This is a genomic window from Microcystis sp. M169S2, assembly GCF_020245865.1.
Classification (GTDB): Bacteria; Cyanobacteriota; Cyanobacteriia; order Cyanobacteriales; family Microcystaceae; genus Microcystis; species Microcystis ichthyoblabe_A.
In genome coordinates this window covers 58,524-74,357 of the sequence record NZ_JADBUB010000004.1, presented here as the reverse complement: position 1 = coordinate 74,357, position 15,834 = coordinate 58,524, and the positions used below count along the sequence as shown (strand labels likewise).

Sequence of the window (15,834 nt, the reverse complement as noted above, 5' to 3'; positions counted from 1 at the left end):
CTAGCCCGATTGCATCGCAAAACACTCTGCTATTCTAAGTCTACAGAAATGTTAGGATACTCTATTCGTTTATTAATTCATTATCTGAAGTTTCAAGAAGTGCCTATTCCTTACTGATTCATAGCTTAATTCAGCAACGCCAGACTTCTTTTAGAGTCTCTCGACAAATATCACCGTTTTTTTGGAAAGCTAGGCTGATTTTTTCTTTGATTATTGCCTGACGATTAAGTAGTTCGGGTAAACGATCTAGTTCATGAATTCCAGGGGAAATATCTAAGATAATTTCTTGCAGTCCTGCATCGGAAAAGATACCATTAATTCTTTTTTCTTTGGCTCGATTAACAATAGCAATCGGCAAAGAACCACAAAACATTGCAAACATTAAAACGTGCAAACGATTGCTACACACCATCGATGCTCCAGAATACAAATCATACATAGAGCGACTGTCTATATATCGTTCTATAAACATCACATCGTATTCATTTTGATAACGTTCAAACAGATATTTGGAAAATTTATAGTCTGAATCAACTTGATAGCTAATAACTAATTTATTTTGGCTATCTCCACAGGTCATTTTAACCAGTTTATCTAAAGCTATCAAAAGATTATTTTTATAGCCGGAACTATCAAATTCTCTGAAGCCAGATCTAAAACTTAACGCGATATAATTTTGATCTATTTTTATGGGTTGCTCATTAGAATTGGGAACCTGCATCAAAAATTGTGTATTTTCATTGACATATTTTTTGGGCAACAGCCAGGCTAAGTCAGGGAATATTTCTACCTTATCTATTCCTATTTTTAGAGCATAATCTTTGGATAAAGTATCTCTAACACTATAAAAGTGCATAGGGATAGAACGCAATTTCTCAGCTACTTGTAGAGGTTGTGACAAGGACTCAATTGAAGTACCAAATCGACAAATTTTTACTTTGAATATGGCTAATATATTATAGTATAAGGAAGCTAACAACATCTTAAGCTCTAACTTAAATCCTCGTCCATAGAAATGGCCAGGACGCAAAATTAAATAAACATTAGCCCGAGGCTTAAATAAATATTTTAAGCTGTAAAACCAGATCAAAAGACTAAAACCGATTGGATATGAACTAGCTCTCTCATCATCTTTCATCTCTAACTGCTTACAGTACCATTCAGGAACTTGCAAATCATTAATGATCAGCTTTCCGTACTCTCTTAATTCCGAAACGAGAATTTTAGTTAATACTAAATCTCCCTGATTTCCATGGGGAACTCTCGCTTGGCAGAAAATGATATTATCTCTGAGAGAATGTTGCATAGTCTAGATGTCCTTTATTTTTACAAAAATAGCCAAAATTTCCTTGATTAAAAAACGGATAGTCAGCAAGTTCATGGGAAGATAACTTAACTAGGTCTTAAGCCGCTTGTGGATTGTAACATTGTTTTAAATCAATGACAACATTAATATTCATCAAATCTTAACAATTGCTTTGGCATAATTTTTCATAAGCACCATGTTAAATGTCTGGAAATAGCGAAACCGAGAAAACGGAATGAGTATTTATTGCGGCGAAGTGTAGCCAGACGCAGATATTTACCCGCAAGTAATCTCCCAATGCCTTTAATTCTTGCTTGTAAACGTTCCCACCAAAAAGCCAGCCAAGGACTGTTTTTTCCTTGGGCATAAATTGGCAAAAAAGCTAAAGAACCATACAGGACATCGGCTCTATGGCTTTTGCTTAAATTATTGCGGTAATGTTCCAGATTGGGTAAACCACCATGTTCTCCGTAACAGCGAAAGGGAAGATAATTTTTAAGTTCTTGTTCTCTTAACAAATTATCAATCGTAGAATCCCAGGAAGAATAGAAGTTAGGTCCTGGATTTTGCCTGATTTTTTCTTCTAATGTTATCATAACTTTTGCCGCTTCTGGGGTAACAATATAAGCAACGGTAGAGGCAGAAAATCCAGTGGCAAAACCTTCGGGTGATACATAATAAACTTGGGGAGCGCAAGTATATAGCCAAGCAATCCCCACATCTTTTTTACTAGGATTAAATGGTAAAGGAAGTTGACTTATGCCCACCACAGGAACAAAATCAGCTTCGATAATTAAAGTCGGTTGATTTTCCTGAATAATACGTTGCCATGCTTGACAATGATTAAGAAGACAAAGGTAGCTATTGGAATAATCCTTATATTCCTCTAGGTGTTTTTGTCTGAGAACTTCGCAATTAAATCCTTCTTCCCGAAAGCAGGATTCTAGTGCCTCTGTTGGCTCTTTATAGGCGATGATAAAAACTTGCTTAACGTAATCAATTAAAGAATTAGATTGGGATGTTGCTTGGGTTACAGTAACCATCATTTTACTAGATACAATTGTTCTAATTATACTGCGTAAACCGAAATATTCCCACCTTAAGTTAATTAGTCAACTCGGTGGACTACTACTACCTAAAAAAGCTAGAGTGGGGTTATTTTGAGCAAGCTGTTGCTGTAGTCAAAGTTTACATCATTTTGAACTATTGTCAACCCCGCCCAGAGTATATATGATAGTCGAAAGCTGATCTAGTCTCTAGATAACTCCACGTGAAAACTTCCACAAGACAAGGGTTAGGATTATTATTCGGCGCTCGTTGGAGAAAACAGGAGCTATCTATCAATTCGCCTCGATAAATTGTGCAAGCTTTTGATTATACCAAAAATATTCACAAATATGCGCTTATACCCTTCTATACCGATAAAAATGGCTGTCGGCATTCAGAAGTCACCCCTAGATGAATTTTAACCTCTGGACAATCCCTAGCTATTAAGAGCAAGATAAAAGTCAATCTTTGACAATTTCCTCTAATTTACCTAGTTTAACTCTAATTTTGATGATTAAGATAAAAAAAATCCCGACCACGATTTTTTCATCGCTGGGGGATACACAGTAAGAACCTTAACCGAGATAATCAGGACTAATTGCAATTATCGTCCTTATCACCCTTACAGTCACGGTTTTGTAAAATTAGCGGCCAAGAGGAATGGTCAAAATGGTTATCTTGACTATTAACCGCTAAAGTGTGAGGAAGAGAACCCAACAGCAAGGAGACCACGACAAACAAGGTTAATGAGATTTTCATGGCTTTTACTCCCTTAGACACCATCAGGTAATTGACCTATTTTTACCATAGGGCTTTTCCGCTCGGATGTCAGTCCCATTGCCAAGAGGGAAAAAGGGGTTAACATGGAAAAAAAGGGAATATAAGTAGAATAAAGTAGAACGGGATGAAACCACAGGGATGGGACGAGTTTCTCAAACATCTAGCCAGAGAATACGGTGTTCAAGGCAAATTAAAGGAAATTTTTTTGGTTCGTTTTGCCTACGAAAATTGGCGCAAACCAGATGAGGGAATTTGGGAAATGGCCGAGGCCGCCAGCCATGAAACCTATAAAAAACAAATGACTAAAATATATAGCTATTTCTCGGCAGATAAAGATAATGGCTGTCCCGAACTAGAATTAGGTAGTAAAGGGCCGGGTAAGTTCCAAATCCTCCGGGAATGGTTCAAAGATATCAAATATCCTGAATGGAAAAATCACCCCACCCCGATACTAGCAGAAAAATCGGTTATAGATAGTTATATTAGCCGCCCTCCCGTCGAAAGCGACTGTTATCAAGAAATTAATCGTCCGGGGTCACTCATTCGCATTAAATCCCCCGAAAAGACCGGTAAAACTTCTCTCCTGAAACATCTGCTCGCTCAGGCAGATAGTTGGGGACATAGCACAGTTTATATTAATTGTCAAGTGGCAGAAAAGGCGATGTTTGCCAGTTTAGACCGATTTTGTCGCTGGTTTTCGGCAAATGTTAGCCGAGAATTGGGTTTAAAGCCGCAATTAGATGAATATTGGGATGAGGAACTATTTGGCAGTTTAATCAGTTGTCAAACCTATTTTCAGTCCTATCTTTTGGAACAGATTAACGGGCCGCTCTTTTTGGCCCTAGATAATTTAGACAGAATTTTCGAGTATCCGGACATCGCTAGGGATTTTCTGCCGCTTTTGCGCTGTTGGCACGAAGAAGCTAATAATTTAGAAATCTGGCAGAATTTGCGGTTAGCGATTGCTAATTCCACGGAAATCTATATTCAATTGGACGCTAATCAATCTCCCTTTAATGTCGGCCGTGCGATTAAATTACCCGGTTTTAACCTCGAACAACTGGAAAACTTGGCTAGTAGCTACGGATTGCCCAAAAATGACGATAATCAGCGTTTTCTTGGCGATTTAATTGCCCTAGTTGCTGGTCATCCCTATCTTAGCCGTTTGGCCCTGGAAGCGCGGGTGCGCGGGGAAAAAAATATTCTCCCTAATGCTGCTACCCAAGGGGGAATTTATGCGGCACACCTGCGTCATCACTGGGATAGTCTGCAAAAACAGCCAGAATTATTGACAGCGATGGGGGAAGTGGTTAATTCTTCCGATCAGGGAGCGCGATTAGAACCGATTACTGCTTATAAACTGGAAAGTATGGGTTTAATTCAGTTAAAAGGCGATCTAGCCCAGCCTAGCTGTCAATTATATCAGCTTTACTTCCGAGAAGAACAGACCAGCAGCGATCTCTAGTAGATAATTAGGGTCTGCTGAAAAAGTTTTTCCTGGTGGCAGGGTGTGGGGTGTAGGGTGTAGGGTGTGGGGTTTTACCGATTTTGAGGGGGTCAATTACCTAATTTTCAGGGAAAAAGTACCTGAATTTTCCCCCCAATCACTCCAATGGTCGGCACTTTTTGAGGTCAAAAAAGTCTAAAAGCCTTATCCAACAAGGTTTTTAGATTTATTCAGCAAACCCTAATTAGACACCGATAAGCATCCGGTGCGCTCAAAGATTGCTCAACTTGCTAAAGATTGTAGTTCGGAAGTGCCATAAACTCTCACGATTTTATCTTGGCAGGCCGTGGCGATATAATTACCATCGGGACTAAAACAAACCGCATAGATTTTCTGGGGATGGTGAATAGAAATAATCGCTTTTCCTGCTTTTAAATCCCATAATTTTAAGCTTTTATCATCACCACCACTGGCTAATAGTTGATTATTAGGACTAACACTAACTGAATTGATATGATCACTATGTTCGCTGAGAGTTTTTGCCTCTGTACCTCTTTTAATATCCCAGATTTTAATAGTTTTGTCTTTGCTGCCACTGGCTAAAAATTTGTTATTACTGCCGAAATCTACCGATAAAATACCTCCAAACCAATCGGAATGACCTTTTAAGGTAATACTGCTCTTTTCTCCCAGATTCCAGATAATTACCGTTTTGTCATTTTCGCCGCCACCACTGGCTAAAAGTTGACCATTTTGACTAAATTTAACTGTTAGGACTTTATCGCTATGACCTTGTAATGTGGCCAGAATTTCTCCAGTTTTTACTGACCATATTTTCACCGTTTTATCTTCACTACCACTAGCAATAATTTCCCCATCGGGATGAACAGCTACTGCTGTAACTTTATCTTGGTGTCCCGTTAAGGTAGAGATTAATTTTTTACTTTCCAGTGACCAAATTCTTACGGTTTGATCATCACCTCCACTAACCAAAAATCCTTGACAGGGACTAAAAGCAACAGAATTAACTCCCTTGTCCCACCAACCGGCTTTTTCATGTCCTTGTAAACTAAATTTTTGATTTTTTTGCCAATCCCAAACAATAACAGTTAACTCGTTATCTCCACTAGCTAAAAATTGACCATCTTGGGAAAAAGTTAGACATTTAACCTCACCTTCATGGCCTTCTAGGGATTTAAAAGATACTAAACGATTAAACATGGTGAAGACATTAGTTAATCAGTATTTTTCGGTATTACCCGATGTTAGTGGTTCTGTAGGGGACTACTTCATCCCTGAGATAACTTTTCAGAAATCTCCGCTCACCACAAGTACGGGGAAGCTATTGTTCCCTGATTATAACTAATTACAGTGTTTCTCTTCAAGGAGATGCAGCTAATCTAAGGATAGCCTATTAAAATAGGTCTTAGCTTATAAGTACCCGTTGACAATCATAGTAATAGGGTAGGTGAGGGGACAATAATCGAAAAAATTGCCCGATAAATTAAGTATTCACCGTAACCTAGCCCAAAAAGGCTGCTATTTAGGGGCGCTATAGGGTAACATTAACTATTAGGGTGGAGTTTATTGCCGATTTTAATCTTGTCCTAAGCGAGCAAAATTGACAATTGAATCTGTAATTTTAAAAATATCTATCCCGTCAATCTCATCTAACCGCAAATGCTTAAAATTTTAGTTGATGGTACACCGATAAGACAAAATCCTAGTGGAATTGGATTATACGCTTATCATCTGATTGCCGAATTAGCTAAATTACAAAACCAAGAAAACTTTTCCCTGTCCCTCTGTTTTCAACCATCGGTAAAAAACTGGCTGCGGGGTAATCTTTCTATACCCGAAAAACTGCAATCCTATCCAGAGGTTAAATGTTTACCAATTCCCGTCAGTCTTAGCAATATCTTAACCCGATTTCCTAATCCTCTAATTCCCTATCTAGAAAACTTTCTTGATTCTCCCGATATTCTCCACGGATTGGATCATGTGGTGTATCCTTGTCGTCAGAGTCGTAAAGTTATGACTATTCATGATGTTACTTTTATGAAATATCCTGAGTTTGTCACGGGGATTGTCAAAACCTACACCCAACGCATTAAAAAATCTCTACAATGGACAGATTTAGTTATTGCTAACTCCGCAAGTACCAAACGAGATATTATTGAATATTTAGATGTGAACCCAGAGAAAATTTTTGTTACTCCCCTCGCAAGTCGTTATTCTTCTCTCCCAAATTATCCCTCATCTCTAACTATCACTAAACCCTATTTACTCTTTGTTAGTACCCTAGAACCACGAAAAAATATTATTAATCTTATCAGTGCTTTTAACTATCTCAAGGACAGGTATAAATTAGACCATAATCTGATTCTGATTGGCAAAAAAGGATGGAAGTATGAACCAATTTTCGATAAAATATCTCAGTCTCCCTTTCGAGATAGTATCCAACATCTTGATTATCTTGCCGATGACTTAGTTGCGGATTATTATCAAAAAGCCGATGTTTTTATCTATCCTTCTTTTTACGAAGGTTTTGGATTACCGGTTTTAGAAGCGATGACTTTAGGTTGTCCCGTGGTAACTGCTAATACTGCATCCTTACCCGAAGTCACGGGAGACTCGGCAATATTAATTAATCCCGATAATTCCCTAGAAATTGCTGCGGCAATCTATCAAGTTATTAGTGATACCTCTCTCCGTCAAGAATTAATCACTAAAGGAAAAAAACAAGCGGCAAAATTCTCTTGGCAAAAAACCGCACAAGCTACTATAAAAGCTTATCGTTCTCTTTTATAATAAGTAAGTAGTTATAATTAAATTGAAGATAAATCCACCCTTAATACCCCCTTGATAAGGGTGGTACTGATCACCCCTTAATCTTCCCTTGATAATGGGGGTGTCTGACAACTTTTAACACCTACCTACTTAACTAGCTAATATCTATGAATAGAAATCATCAATTATTAATCAATCTCGCTTTTCTCGGTACTAAATATACTGGGTTGACTACCTATACTAAAAATCTCATTCCCCAATTAGCTAACTTAAATCCTACCTTAATCACTTCTAATAGTTACCCAGATTTTAACACCTATCCTGTGTCGGCAAACCTTACCCAAGAACAGGGAACTAAAGGCAATATTAGGCGCTTAATTTGGACAGAAACCCAACTCTATCAAACCTATCAACAATTGAAGTCTTCCCTGCTATTTACCCCCATTCCCGAAGCACCTATTTATGGAAATTGCCGCTATATTGTCACAGTTCATGATTTAATTCCCCTGCGATTTCCGAAATTTTCTCCTTTAACTTTTTATAATAAATACTATTTACCCCAAGTCCTGAAAAAAGCCACACATATTATCGCTGTTTCCCAAGCAACTGCCGCCGATATTAATAAGTTTTTTAACATACCTCTTGACAAAATAACCGTGATTCTTTCTGGCTATGATTCTCACAATTTTCGTCCGCTAAATCTGGCGACTCGTCCCTATTTTATCTATCTTGGTCGTTATGATCCTCATAAAAATCTCGCTCGTTTAATTACTGCTTTTTCCCAAATCGATTCCGAATATCAATTATTAATTGTCGGTCAATTTGACCCCCGTTTTACCCCTGCTCTACAGCAACAGGTAGAAGCATTATCAATCTCTCAACGAGTGCAATTTTTAAACTATGTTTCCTATGAAGAATTGCCGCAACTTTTAAACCAAGCAACTGCTTTAGTTTATCCCTCCCTTTGGGAAGGTTTCGGATTACCTGTACTAGAAGCGATCGCCTGTGGAACTCCTGTGATTACTTCTAATCTTTCCTCTCTCCCGGAAGTCACAGGAGATGCGGCAATTTTAATTAATCCCTATAGCATTGATGAGATGAGAGAGGCAATGCAGCAAATCGCCAGCAATGAACAATTGCGCCTTAAATTAAAATCCCTGAGTCGCCAACGCGCCGAGCTTTTTAGTTGGGAAAAAACCGGCCAAGAAACCGCCACAATTCTGCAAAGTTTTCTCTAAAAATGGTGATAAAAAATTTATCAATCATTGTCGGATGGGTTAGACGGCAGTAAGCATTAAGTAGTTGGATAAAAGTAAAGTTAACTGTGGGGTAAGGAGTCGGTCGTCAGGAGTCAGTAAGAATTGCGGCAATTTACATTTCTTAAGATAGACAACAGAATTTATGTCCGACTACTTAAAACCGAAGGATAAGCAATCGATCCGTCGTAACCCATCTTCCCAGAATTTATGACAATAACAAAAATTTTACATATTTTTTAGTCTCTTTCATTCTGCAACACCCAATATCAGAACAGGAATATCGATATTAGAAACTCCTCGGCTTTCCAAATCCCAGACAAATTGTTCAAAATAGGATACTCCTGTGGACATTTCATCTGCAAATGATTTTACTGGAACAATTTCTATGCCAACATTAATAACTTTTAGATTCCGAAATATTGTCATTTTTGCACACACATTGTAAACCATAAACGCATATTTACCAAATTGCACCTCAACTCCCACATTGCTTTTGATAAAATCCATTTCACGAAATGCAGCTCTTTGAGATAAATGTTTCTGTATGTATTCAGGCGTATAATATTTAGTTGGGTAATTACAAGGAACTCTATATTTTTCCCACTGTCTTAGCTCAAATTCATCTTTGAAGACATTATTAAGTTCTCGGGGACTGTAAAGCAGTCTGTCTACCATCGTTTTTTCTTGACTACGTTTTGTTTTGCAATCCTCACTATTAATCGCCCTGATAATATCCTTAACTTCTTCTAATTCATTCCTGTATTCACTTTCAATAACTTCTTGACCGTTATTAAATGAATAAATACCAGCGATAATCATTGCTGTTACCTTCCTATATATTATTGTGCCATTCTTCGGGAATTTGAGCGACTTTTTCTTGGCCAGTAGGCTGATGAATAGGTTTTCCTAAAGGACGAATTTTGAGATTTCCTTGCAAATAAGCAGCGATTCTTTCCCTGGCAATTTTCACATATTCTGCTTCTTTTTCACTCCCCATCACTCGACGATTGTGCATAATACTAGCAATCAGAGAAGTTCCAACCCCAGCAAAAGGATCAAAAACCCAATCCCCCTCATTTGTCAAGGCTAAAACACATCTTTCTACTAATTCGATTGGATATTGACAAGGATGGATAGTTTTCTCTGGATGATTAGATTTAACGTTAGGAATATCCCATAGTAACTCATCCCATTCTTGTGCTAAAAACTCCCAAACATCGCTGGGATTTTTCCCTAAAGGATTACCAGAGGGTTTACCGATATTTTTACCTTTAAAATGGCGCTTACCAGGGTATTTAGCGGGGATTCTCACTGGATCAAGATTAAAGGTATATTTATCGGTTTTTGTCAACCACAAAATAGTTTCATACCTGCCAGAAAATCTTTTAGAGGTATGTAATCCATGGCCAAAATGCCAGACAATTCTATTTCTTAAAAAGAAACCCATTTGTTTAAATAGCTGATAATAAAAAATATCTAAAGGATAAACTTCTCCCTCTTGAACGAAATTTCCCACCTGCCAGCAAATACTGCCATTATCTTGCAAGATTCTAGGGAATTCTACCAGAATTTTGGTTTGGGTTTCCAGATAAGTATCCAAAGAGATTTTTTTTTCGTAGTCTTTTCCTAAATTGTAGGGAGGAGAAGTCATAATCAAGCTCACAGAATTATCTGGTATAGTCTTGATAAAATTATTGCTATCTCCTTGATAAAGAATTATTTCGGCATCAGGTTGATAAAAGTCTCGCACTGATTTTGACTGAGAAAATAAGGGCAACTGATTCATAGACAATTTAGCAGAGAAGAGCCACTTTTAATTATATAGTTTTCTGGACTAAAAATCCCAAAGATTTCGGGCTGTGTAAACTGGAAGTTTTACCATCTACCACCGCAGTTATTCAGCAAGCACCAAGTATTCTTACTCATAGTACAATGGGGATGCTCCCTATTTTACATCCAATATGCAAGAGAGCCAGTTTTTTAAAACAATTAATGTTATCTGTAGCCAGCAAAGATATAACAAAAATTCTACTTTTTTAGATAAAAATCGGGAAGAAAGTTTTAACTTTTTTCTATTCTTCCCTTAACTCAGATTAGCTCAAACCAGAAACGCACTCGCCTAATTCCACTGTAAAAGGTTGCCAAGGACGAGGATCAATTACTTTTGTCGGTAAGGCATGGGATGTTAATAATTCTTGAAAAGATTCGGGACTACCCTCCGCACTTAACACCGCCATCAATAAACCTTTAAACTCGATATCACCACCGGCAGCCGTAGAAATAATATATTCGGGCTGCAAGCGTTGACAGACTGCTAAGGCGCTTTCTTGTCCTTTGATTACCGGTCCGAGGAAAGGTATTTTTAAATCAATCAAAGGAGTGATAATCACGGAGATTTTACCCAGAGAATCGAGGCTAGGAGAATGATAACCGTGGGGTTCGTAGTAGATACTCTGATTTGTCGCTAATTCCTTGATAACATAACCATTTTCCACCAGAGTCGGCCCGACTGGAGAACCGGGGACAGCAGTAATTTCGATCGCATTGTCAAAGATATAACTAGCACCGTGGGTTAAAGGGATGAGATGGGTATAATTAAGCGCTCGAACGACTTTTTCGGCATTAGGAGAGGCTACCACGGGAATTTGGCGATCGAGTACCTGTAAAGTAGGAGGATGGGCGTGATCTTCCAAACCTTGGGAGAGAAGAATCAGATCGATATTTTGGGGAATGGCATGATTAGAGGTTTTTTTGCCCTCAAATAGCCAAGTTAAATTACCAAAAGTCAGGGAACCTACCAACCAAGGATCGAGAAGCAGGCGTTTTCCCCCGATTTCGATTAACCAAGAATTACTATCAAGCCAAGTTAACTGCATATAAGCCGAGGAATAATGGGGATTTTCTTAATTTAATTTAACATTAGCATTAACTTTTCTGCGCTTGGGGGTTTTTCAGTCATCAGTGAATGCCATTTATAGCAGTTATCTTAATGGTGAGGTAGGAAGTCTCTGGTTTTAGGGAACGGGCAACAGTAGCCAGTCGTCAGGGGGTGATACCAAATTAGGTTACACTTCATCTTGAGGAGAAACGCTGTCACACTCCTCACTCAATGCCGGTCACTGAAAACCCAAATCTGATCACTGATTACTGATTACTGATCACTGATCACTGATTAGTCAAGGCTTAAGAAATAGGGAAAGTTTAGCTATCTTAGGGAAAGTAGGCGCTAAAAGGGGAGGAAGAACGCATCAGCCGAGACTGAATTTCTATGACTAAACGTACCTTCGGTGTTATCGGACTAGCTGTCATGGGAGAAAATCTCGCTCTCAATGTGGAGAGTCGGGGTTTTCCCATCGCTGTTTACAATCGCACCGCCAGCAAAACTCAAGAATTTATGGAAACTCGCGCCGTCGGCAAAGATGTCAAGGCGGCCTATAGTTTAGAAGAATTCGTCCAAATTTTAGAGCGTCCCCGCAAAATTCTGGTCATGGTAAAAGCTGGCCCGCCGGTGGATGCCGTGATTGAACAATTAAAACCCCTTCTCGAAGAAGGAGATATGATTATCGATGGCGGTAACTCCCTCTACGAGGACACGGAAAGACGCACCCGCGACCTAGAATCAACCACTAAACTGGGTTTTGTTGGGATGGGGGTCAGTGGTGGCGAAGAAGGCGCTCTGCACGGTCCTTCCCTGATGCCGGGGGGTACAGAGTTCGCCTATCGGGAATTAGAGCCGATTTTAACCAAAATTGCCGCCCAAGTCGATGATGGTCCCTGTGTCACCTATGTGGGGTCCGGGGGTGCGGGCCATTATGTGAAAATGGTTCACAATGGCATCGAGTACGGCGATATGCAGTTAATTGCCGAAGCCTACGACGTGCTGAAAAATGGTCTAGGACTAAGCAATCAGCAGTTACAGGAAACTTTCGCCGAGTGGAATCGCACCGATGAGCTTAATTCTTATTTAATTGAAATTACCGCCGATATCTTTAAGTATGTTGACCCGGAAACTGGCCATCATCTGGTAGATTTAATCTTGGATTCGGCGGGACAAAAGGGAACCGGACGCTGGACAGTGTTAAGTTCCTTGGAGTTGGGGGTGCCAATTCCGACCATTTATGCTGCGGTTAATGCTCGCGTGATGTCCGCTTATAAGGATGAACGGGTGGCAGCCGCCAAAGAGTTACCCGGACCCGGGGAAACCTATCCAGGGGATTCGGCACTATTTGTGGATAAGGTGCGTGATGCTCTTTACTGCTCGAAAATGTGTTCCTATGCCCAGGGTATGGCTTTAATCGCTAAAGCTTCTCAGGAGTTTAACTATAATATCAGTCTGCCGGAATCGGCCCGGATCTGGAAGGGCGGCTGTATTATTCGCGCCGGTTTCTTGGATAAAATTCGCAAAGCTTTTGCGGAAAATCCGGGGCTGCCGAATTTGTTGTTAGCACCGGAATTTAAGCAAAGTATCCTTGATCGCCAAGAGGCATGGCGTGAGGTGTTAGTCTTGGCTAATAAGTTGGGAATTCCCGTCCCGGCTTTTAGTTCTTCTTTGGACTATTTTGATAGTTATCGTCGGGCCAATTTACCGCAAAATCTCACCCAAGCACAACGGGATTATTTTGGCGCTCATACCTATGAACGTACCGATAAACCCAGAGGTGAGTTTTTCCATACGGAATGGATGACTGAATCCTAAAGCTATCTAATATTTTCTCCCCTTTTTACTGGAAATAAAAAGGGGAGATTTTTTGGCGAGGTTTTTCTGATTAAGAGTTAACTATCGGTCAAGTAATACTAAATCCGTTGAGTAACGCACAGAAAACGGGTTTCTCCGAGAAACCCGTTTTCTACTCATGCAAAAGGCAAAAAATGGCAATAAATATAGCGTTTCTGATTCAGAAGAGGTACATTTCCGATTCTGAACAGCTTAATCAGCAAAGATTTAAGTGTGCCGCACAGATGCGAGAACCGCTATAATCAGTTTTTAATACCCGGATTTAGTATTAGAAGTTGCCAACGAAAGCCAAAAACCAGATCCTATTTCCTAGGAAAGTGGGGAGCAGAGAGAAAAAAACCTTAACCGAGCAGTATTGACTCTCCCCTCATCACCCCGACAATTTGTCGGTCTAACTGTTCTAAATTTTCCGCCGGTTCAAGGCAGCATAACCCTTGACAAATTAACCCAAATGTGCTAGGTGGCAAACTGGCATCGACTCGATACACCGCAGTGGGCAAATAGCGACCTAACAGCCGTTCGATCGAGCTTTCCGCGGCACGCAGACAGAAACCGTGAAGATAGTGATCGAGGGCAACAAATAAACTGGGGCAAGCGGTGGGGGACTGTTCTAGGATGGTACTAAAAGATTGCAAGGCCTTTTCGGCCCGATCGAGATATTCTAGATTTTCCGTCAATCGCGACAGACGAACTAAATTAGCGATCGCAATTCCGTTAGCCGAAGGGGTGGCATTATCCGTATAACCTCGCTCTCGCACGATCAGATCGAGACTATGATCGGACGCAGTATTAAAATATCCCCCCTCATCCTCGGCCCAAAACCAGCGATCAAATTCCCCCTGTAAATCGATAGCCGCCTCTAACCAGCCAGTTTCTTGGGGTTTAGCGGTTTGCAGGTCCAGCAAAGCCTTAATAAAATAGGCAAAATCCTCCGATTGGGCCAAAACCGAGGCCTGACCCTGATAATTCAAGCGCTGAAAACGTCCATCTAACCACTGATGCTGGAGAATAAACTCGGCCGCGACCGTAGCCATTTGCCAGTACAAAGGTTCGCCAAAGACGGCAAAGGCCCGGGCTAAACCGGAAATCATCAAACTATTCCAAGCGACGATCATTTTCGTATCTGTTACCGCCGGAATGCGTCCCGGCCAAGAGACGTTTTTCGCCTCTTGATTGTCTCTGGCCGGGGGAAAAAGAGCTAATTGGGCTTGAGAACTGCCATAACGCCGAATAAATAACTTATCGAGGATATTTTCTATCTCCTTCCCTAATTCTCCCCCTTGCCGACGTTGCAGCACATTGCGACCCTCAAAATTCCCCTCGGCAGTGACGGTAAAATTAGCCTGCAGCAGCCCCAATTCCTCGGTCGAGAGATAATCCCTTAACGACCGATCCGACCAGACATAAAAGGCCCCTTCCTCCGGTTCCCCATCCGTGGCCTTCTCAAAACTATCGGCATCTTGGGCCGCATAAAAATAGCCTTCTGGGGCGGTCATTTCCCGTTTTAGCCAGTTAACCGTGCCTTTAATCCCTCTCTCAAAGGCCGCCTCTCGATTACCCGCACTCCACAAATTGGCTAAATATTCGACAATTTGCCCGTTATCGTAGAGCATTTTTTCAAAATGGGGAACTGTCCACGTCGAATCCACTGTATAACGATGGAATCCTCCCCCCACATGGTCATAGATTCCCCCCAGGGCCAGATCTTCCCCCCGTTGATAGGCCGCTTGCCGGAGGGAATCGTCAAAATCGTCACCAAAGCGACTACCCTGCAAAGCCAGATGAGAATATGGAATCATCGGAAAACTGGGCCGACCGTAATTATTGGGATTAACCTGAATCACCGCTGTATTTGTCTCGATTCCTGTGGCTAAAAGGGAAGGATCGGCTAAATTGGTCTCTGCTCGCGGTAAAATGGCTGATTGACGCAGTGCGCCCAGCATTTCGTCCGTGAATTTGCTTAATTTCTCCTTTTCCTCGTCATAATAGCGACGTACCGATTGCAACACTTGCAGAAAACCGGGCCGGTTAAAGCGCGGTTGCACGGGAAAATAGGTGCCACCATAGAAGGGAATTAAACTATCCGGTGTTAGGAAGACATTCAGCGGCCAACCCCCTTGACCGACCATCATCTGCAATGCTTGCATATAGATGCTATCGATGTCCGGTCTTTCCTCGCGATCAACTTTGATCGGCAAAAAATACTGATTGAGATAATCGGCAATGGCCCGATCGGAAAACGCTTCTCCTTCCATAACCGTACACCAATGACAGCTAGAATAACCGATCGAGAGAAAGATCGGTTTATCTTCTCTCCTGGCAATTTCTAGGGCGCTGTCACACCAATACCACCAATCGATCGGGTTTTCGGCGTGTTTTCGCAGATAAAGACTTTCAGATTCAGCCAGATGATTAGCCATGGGAAAAGGGGTATTTTTGCTCTTGCTGCTTATTAGTTTAAGCTAATTAG

Annotated in this window: 12 protein-coding genes and 1 pseudogene; 5 read left to right on the top strand and 8 right to left on the bottom strand. The window is 40.6% G+C overall.

The features are described 5' to 3' along the window. A pseudogene (locus IM485_RS00510) lies at positions 1-117 on the top strand (IS1 family transposase); the annotation flags it as partial. Positions 118-130: 13 nt separating this feature from the next. Here IM485_RS00510 and IM485_RS00505 read toward each other — a convergent pair. The 3 genes from IM485_RS00505 to IM485_RS00495 all read right to left on the bottom strand — a co-directional run bounded on the left by IM485_RS00505 (position 131) and on the right by IM485_RS00495 (position 3,112). Next, positions 131-1,306, bottom strand: a complete 1,176-nt coding sequence (locus tag IM485_RS00505) for a polysaccharide pyruvyl transferase family protein (RefSeq protein WP_104397293.1) — start codon at positions 1,304-1,306, stop codon at positions 131-133. A 185-nt stretch (positions 1,307-1,491) separates the two neighbouring features. Continuing rightward, on the bottom strand, positions 1,492-2,349 hold the full coding sequence (locus IM485_RS00500) for a glycosyltransferase family protein (RefSeq protein ID WP_104397292.1): 858 nt from the start codon (positions 2,347-2,349) through the stop codon (positions 1,492-1,494). Positions 2,350-2,947: 598 nt separating this feature from the next. Further along, positions 2,948-3,112: a hypothetical protein gene (locus IM485_RS00495; protein WP_192576005.1), complete on the bottom strand. Its 165-nt coding sequence runs from the start codon at positions 3,110-3,112 to the stop codon at positions 2,948-2,950. Between the two features lie 145 nt (positions 3,113-3,257). Between IM485_RS00495 and IM485_RS00490 the strand changes: the two genes are divergently transcribed. Continuing rightward, the gene (locus IM485_RS00490; RefSeq protein WP_287740487.1) at positions 3,258-4,598 is read left to right on the top strand and encodes an AAA-like domain-containing protein; all 1,341 of its coding nucleotides are present in this window, start codon (positions 3,258-3,260) and stop codon (positions 4,596-4,598) included. Positions 4,599-4,862: 264 nt separating this feature from the next. On the opposite strand, the gene IM485_RS00485 is transcribed toward IM485_RS00490, so the two are convergent. Then, positions 4,863-5,801, bottom strand: coding sequence for a WD40 repeat domain-containing protein (locus IM485_RS00485; protein ID WP_287740484.1), 939 nt, complete (start codon positions 5,799-5,801; stop codon positions 4,863-4,865). A 459-nt stretch (positions 5,802-6,260) separates the two neighbouring features. Between IM485_RS00485 and IM485_RS00480 the strand changes: the two genes are divergently transcribed. Both IM485_RS00480 and IM485_RS00475 read left to right on the top strand, forming a co-directional pair. Beyond that, positions 6,261-7,391 carry a glycosyltransferase family 4 protein gene (locus IM485_RS00480; RefSeq protein WP_287740482.1) on the top strand — a complete coding sequence of 377 codons (1,131 nt, stop codon included), beginning with the start codon at positions 6,261-6,263 and terminating at the stop codon, positions 7,389-7,391. 146 nt (positions 7,392-7,537) lie between these two features. Then, entirely contained in the window at positions 7,538-8,608 is a 1,071-nt protein-coding gene (locus IM485_RS00475) for a glycosyltransferase family 4 protein (RefSeq protein ID WP_287740480.1), read from the top strand. Positions 8,609-8,875: 267 nt separating this feature from the next. On the opposite strand, the gene IM485_RS00470 is transcribed toward IM485_RS00475, so the two are convergent. The 3 genes from IM485_RS00470 to IM485_RS00460 all read right to left on the bottom strand — a co-directional run bounded on the left by IM485_RS00470 (position 8,876) and on the right by IM485_RS00460 (position 11,505). After that, entirely contained in the window at positions 8,876-9,448 is a 573-nt protein-coding gene (locus tag IM485_RS00470) for a BglII/BstYI family type II restriction endonuclease (protein WP_104397286.1), read from the bottom strand. Positions 9,449-9,461: 13 nt separating this feature from the next. After that, positions 9,462-10,415, bottom strand: a complete 954-nt coding sequence (locus IM485_RS00465; protein ID WP_104397285.1) for a DNA-methyltransferase — start codon at positions 10,413-10,415, stop codon at positions 9,462-9,464. A 307-nt stretch (positions 10,416-10,722) separates the two neighbouring features. Next, positions 10,723-11,505 (bottom strand): MBL fold metallo-hydrolase, encoded by a 783-nt coding sequence (locus IM485_RS00460; RefSeq protein WP_104397284.1) that lies wholly within the window; start codon positions 11,503-11,505, stop codon positions 10,723-10,725. Between the two features lie 392 nt (positions 11,506-11,897). Between IM485_RS00460 and gnd the strand changes: the two genes are divergently transcribed. Next, positions 11,898-13,325 carry a decarboxylating NADP(+)-dependent phosphogluconate dehydrogenase gene (gene gnd / locus IM485_RS00455; RefSeq protein WP_287740476.1) on the top strand — a complete coding sequence of 476 codons (1,428 nt, stop codon included), beginning with the start codon at positions 11,898-11,900 and terminating at the stop codon, positions 13,323-13,325. A 380-nt stretch (positions 13,326-13,705) separates the two neighbouring features. Here gnd and IM485_RS00450 read toward each other — a convergent pair whose 3' ends face one another. Then, complete coding sequence (locus tag IM485_RS00450; protein ID WP_104397282.1) at positions 13,706-15,784, bottom strand: thioredoxin domain-containing protein; 2,079 nt, start codon at positions 15,782-15,784, stop codon at positions 13,706-13,708. Positions 15,785-15,834: the final 50 nt, after the last annotated feature.

Coding starts and splice junctions, on each gene's coding strand:
- IM485_RS00475 (WP_287740480.1), top strand. CDS start 7,538: ATGAATAGAAATCATCAATTATTAATCAATCTCGCTTTTCTCGGTACT.
- IM485_RS00490 (WP_287740487.1), top strand. CDS start 3,258: ATGAAACCACAGGGATGGGACGAGTTTCTCAAACATCTAGCCAGAGAA.
- IM485_RS00485 (WP_287740484.1), bottom strand. CDS start 5,801: ATGTTTAATCGTTTAGTATCTTTTAAATCCCTAGAAGGCCATGAAGGT.
- IM485_RS00480 (WP_287740482.1), top strand. CDS start 6,261: ATGCTTAAAATTTTAGTTGATGGTACACCGATAAGACAAAATCCTAGT.
- IM485_RS00500 (WP_104397292.1), bottom strand. CDS start 2,349: ATGGTTACTGTAACCCAAGCAACATCCCAATCTAATTCTTTAATTGAT.
- IM485_RS00450 (WP_104397282.1), bottom strand. CDS start 15,784: ATGGCTAATCATCTGGCTGAATCTGAAAGTCTTTATCTGCGAAAACAC.
- IM485_RS00460 (WP_104397284.1), bottom strand. CDS start 11,505: ATGCAGTTAACTTGGCTTGATAGTAATTCTTGGTTAATCGAAATCGGG.
- gnd (WP_287740476.1), top strand. CDS start 11,898: ATGACTAAACGTACCTTCGGTGTTATCGGACTAGCTGTCATGGGAGAA.
- IM485_RS00470 (WP_104397286.1), bottom strand. CDS start 9,448: ATGATTATCGCTGGTATTTATTCATTTAATAACGGTCAAGAAGTTATT.
- IM485_RS00465 (WP_104397285.1), bottom strand. CDS start 10,415: ATGAATCAGTTGCCCTTATTTTCTCAGTCAAAATCAGTGCGAGACTTT.
- IM485_RS00505 (WP_104397293.1), bottom strand. CDS start 1,306: ATGCAACATTCTCTCAGAGATAATATCATTTTCTGCCAAGCGAGAGTT.
- IM485_RS00495 (WP_192576005.1), bottom strand. CDS start 3,112: ATGAAAATCTCATTAACCTTGTTTGTCGTGGTCTCCTTGCTGTTGGGT.